3 protein-coding genes are annotated in these 3640 nt (G+C 72.6%); all 3 read left to right on the top strand.

What is annotated here, in order from left to right; genetic code table 11:
- Positions 1–408: methyl-accepting chemotaxis protein (locus BMW62_RS21960; RefSeq protein WP_244524222.1), on the top strand; the 408-nt coding region annotated here is incomplete at its 5' end.
- Positions 409–645: 237 nt separating this feature from the next.
- On the top strand, positions 646–3075 hold the full coding sequence (locus BMW62_RS21955; RefSeq protein WP_091935822.1) for a chemotaxis protein CheW: 2430 nt from the start codon (positions 646–648) through the stop codon (positions 3073–3075).
- Position 3076: 1 nt separating this feature from the next.
- Positions 3077–3529 (top strand): chemotaxis protein CheW, encoded by a 453-nt coding sequence (locus BMW62_RS21950; protein ID WP_091935819.1) that lies wholly within the window; start codon positions 3077–3079, stop codon positions 3527–3529.
- Positions 3530–3640 lie beyond the last annotated feature (111 nt).

Raw genomic sequence — 3640 nt, 5'->3', positions numbered from 1 at the left:
GGCGAGGCGGGCAAGGGCTTCGCGGTCGTCGCCAACGAGGTCAAGGAGCTGGCGCAGGAGACGGCGAAGGCGACCGAGGACATCGCCAAGCGCGTGCTGGCCATCCAGGGCGACACGACGGCGGCGGTGACGGCGATCGAGGAGATCTCCCAGATCGTCGCGCAGATCTCCGACCGGCAGACCACCATCGCCTCCGCGGTGGAGGAGCAGACGGCGACCACCAGCGAGATGTCCCGCTCGGTGCAGGAGGCCGCCGGGGGTTCGGGGCAGATCGCCGCGAACATCACCAGCGTCTCCACGGCGGCGGACTCCACCACCCAGGCGCTGACCCAGACGCGCACCGCCGTGGACGAGCTGTCCCGGATGGCCGCCGACCTGCGCACCACCGTCGGCAACTTCACGTACTGAGAGGACCACCCTCCCCCCGCCTCGCACGCTCGGCGTGGGCCCCTGAAGGGTGGCCGGCGCCGGACCGGCCACCGCGCCGGCCCGGCGCCGCTTCCGACCGGGGGTCGGTTGCGGGCGGCGGACTGCCGATAACACGGCCGACGGGCGTCCGCGCGGATTCACCTTGACTCCGGCGACCACCCGCCGATGACCCAGCGGGGCCACCTGTGCCCCGTCGCGATGAGAGAGAAGGCAGCAGTGGACGGTCTGGACGACATCGTCGAGGAGTTCCTCGTCGAGAGCCACGAGAACCTGGATCAGCTCGACACCGACCTGGTCGCGCTCGAGCAGGAGCCCAACTCCCGCGAGCGGCTGTCCAGCATCTTCCGGACCATCCACACCATCAAGGGCACCAGCGGCTTCCTGGCGTTCAACCGCCTGGAGGAGGTCACCCACGTCGGCGAGAACATGCTGTCCCGCCTGCGCGACGGCGAGCTCGCCCTGACCCCGCACCGCACCAGCGTGCTGCTGCAGATGGTGGACACGGTGCGCTCGCTGCTCACCTCCATCGAGGCTTCCGGTGGTGAGGGGTCGGTCGACGTCTCCGCCGTCGTCGCCGAGATCAGCGCCGCCATGGAGGACGGCCCGGCACCGGTGGCCGAGGCCCCCGTGGCCGAGGAGGCCGCGCCCGCGGCCCCCGCGCAGGAGGCCGCCGCGAAGAAGGCCCCGGCGAAGAGGGCCCCCGTGAAGAAGGCTCCCGTCAAGCGGGCCCCCGCCAAGCGAGCGCCGCGCGCCGAGGCCGTCCCCGCTCCCGTCGTCGAGGAGCTGTCCGAGACCCCGCAGGAGGACCTGCGGGCCGACCTGCCCGAGGAGCCGGTCGCCCCGGCTCCCGTCGCCGAGGAGCACCCGGTGCCCGAGCCCGCCGTCGCCGACCACCCCGAGGGAGACGTCGTCGCGAGCGACGCCGCCGGTGGCCAGGTCCGCCGCGCCGTCGCCGACAGCACGATCCGGGTCGACGTCGACCTGCTCGACGAGCTCATGCTGCTGGTCGGCGAGCTGGTGCTCACCCGCAACCAGATCGTGCAGAACGTCGCGCGCCAGACCGACACCGACCTCATCCGCGCCTCCCAGCGGCTCAACCTGATCGCCAGCGAGCTGCAGGAGGGCGTCATGAAGACGCGCATGCAGCCGATCGACCACATCTGGTCCAAGCTGCCGCGCGTCGTCCGCGACCTCGGCCTCCAGCTGAAGAAGTCGATCCGCCTGGAGATGGAGGGCCGCGACACCGAGCTGGACAAGACCCTGCTCGAGGCGGTCAAGGACCCGCTGACCCACCTGGTCCGCAACTCCGTCGACCACGGCATCGAGGCCCCCGAGGACCGGAAGAAGGCCGGGAAGCCGGCCGAGGGTGTCCTGACCCTGCGCGCCCGGCACGAGAGCGGGCAGGTCGTGGTCGAGGTCGCCGACGACGGCGCCGGGATCGATCCGGCCAAGCTCGGCGCCAAGGCCGTGCAGCGCGGGCTGCTCACGCAGGAGGCGCTGAACCGGATGAGCCCGGCGGACGTCCTGCAGCTCATCTTCCTGCCCGGCTTCTCCACCGCCGCCGCGGTCACCAACGTCTCCGGCCGGGGCGTCGGGATGGACGTCGTCAAGACGAACATCGAGTCGATCGGCGGCACCATCGAGGTCGAGTCCGACGCGGGCGTGGGTACCGTCTGCCGGCTCCGCATCCCGCTGACCCTGGCGATCGTCCCCGCGCTGACCGTCGAGTGCGCCTCCGACCGGTACGCGATCCCGCAGATCAGCCTGCAGGAGCTGGTCAGCCTGGACGCCGAGAAGGCCGTGAACGCGGTCGAGGAGGTCGGCGGGGCGCAGGTCTACCGCCTGCGCGGCGAGCTGCTCCCGCTGGTCCGGCTCACCGACGTCCTGGGCCTCACCTCCGAGCGGCACGACGGCCACGTCGTCATCGCCGTCCTGCGGTCGGAGGGCCGGCGCTTCGGCCTGGTGGTCGACCGGGTGATCAACACCGAGGAGATCGTCGTCAAGGCGGTCGGCGGCCAGCTGAAGGCGATCGGTCTCTACTCGGGGGCGACCGTCCTGGGCGACGGCACCGTCGCGCTGATCCTCGACGTGCAGGCGCTCGCCCGGCGGGCCCTGCGCACCGAGACGACCGACCGCCAGGAGGCCCGCGCCGGCTCGCTGCAGGCCGTGGCCGCCGAGACCGACCGGCAGCGCATGCTCCTGGCCGCCATCGGTGGTGGCCGCCGGGTCGCCATCCCGCTGGACACCGTCACCCGCCTCGAGCAGGTGCGCACCGAGGCGGTCGAGAAGGTCGGCAACCGCGAGGTCGTGCAGTACCGCGGCGCGATCCTGCCCATGGTCCGGCTCGACCGGCACCTCGGCGCCTACGGCGAGAGCGAGCGCGAGGTGCTCGAGGTCATCGTCTACAGCGACCACGGCCGCAGCGTCGCCATCGTGGTCGAGGAGATCCTCGACATCGTCGACGGCGAGGCCGCGGTGCGCAGCGACATCGACGACATGGGCCTGCTCGGCTCCGCCGTCCTCGGCGACAAGGTGACCGAGCTGCTCGACGTCCGGGCCGCGATCCTCGCCGCCGACCCGGCGTTCTACTCCGCTCCCGCCGCCACAACGCCCGTTGGCGTCCCCGACTCACTGCTGGAGGTCTGACGTGACCGCTCCGACCCGCACCCTGGCGCCCGCGACCAGCGGGCAGCTGGCCACCTTCCGGCTGGACGGTGACCTGTACGGCATCGAGGTCGAGCACGTGCAGGAGGTGCTGCGCAGTCAGCAGCTCACCCGCGTGCCGCTCGCCCCGACCGCCGTCGCCGGCCTGATCAACCTCCGCGGCCAGGTGGTCACCGCCATCGAGCTGCGCGAGCGGCTCGGCCGGCCGGCCCGCCCGGAGGGCACCGACCCCGTCGTCATCGTCGTCCGGCTGCACGGCGAGGCCGTCAGCATGCTGGTCGACTCCATCGCCGACGTGGTCGACGTCGACGCCGGCGACTTCGAGGCGCCGCCGGACACCCTGGAGGGCCAGGCCCGCGACCTCATCCGCGGCGCCTACAAGCTCGACGGGAAGCTGCTCCTGGCCCTCGACGTCCAGAAGGCCGTCAGCGCGTAGCACTCTGTCGTCCTCCGGACGACACCGCGGCCAGGTGCCGTCCCCAGGTGGGCGGAGCGTGTCCGTCGCGCCTGCGCGGACCCTTCGGGCCCACTCGGCACGACACCGCGG

The organism is Blastococcus sp. DSM 46786 (genome assembly GCF_900109665.1).
GTDB lineage: Bacteria > Actinomycetota > Actinomycetes > Mycobacteriales > Geodermatophilaceae > Blastococcus > Blastococcus carthaginiensis.
Note: the sequence above shows the minus strand (reverse complement) of the source record. Positions and strands in the feature narration are given on the sequence as shown.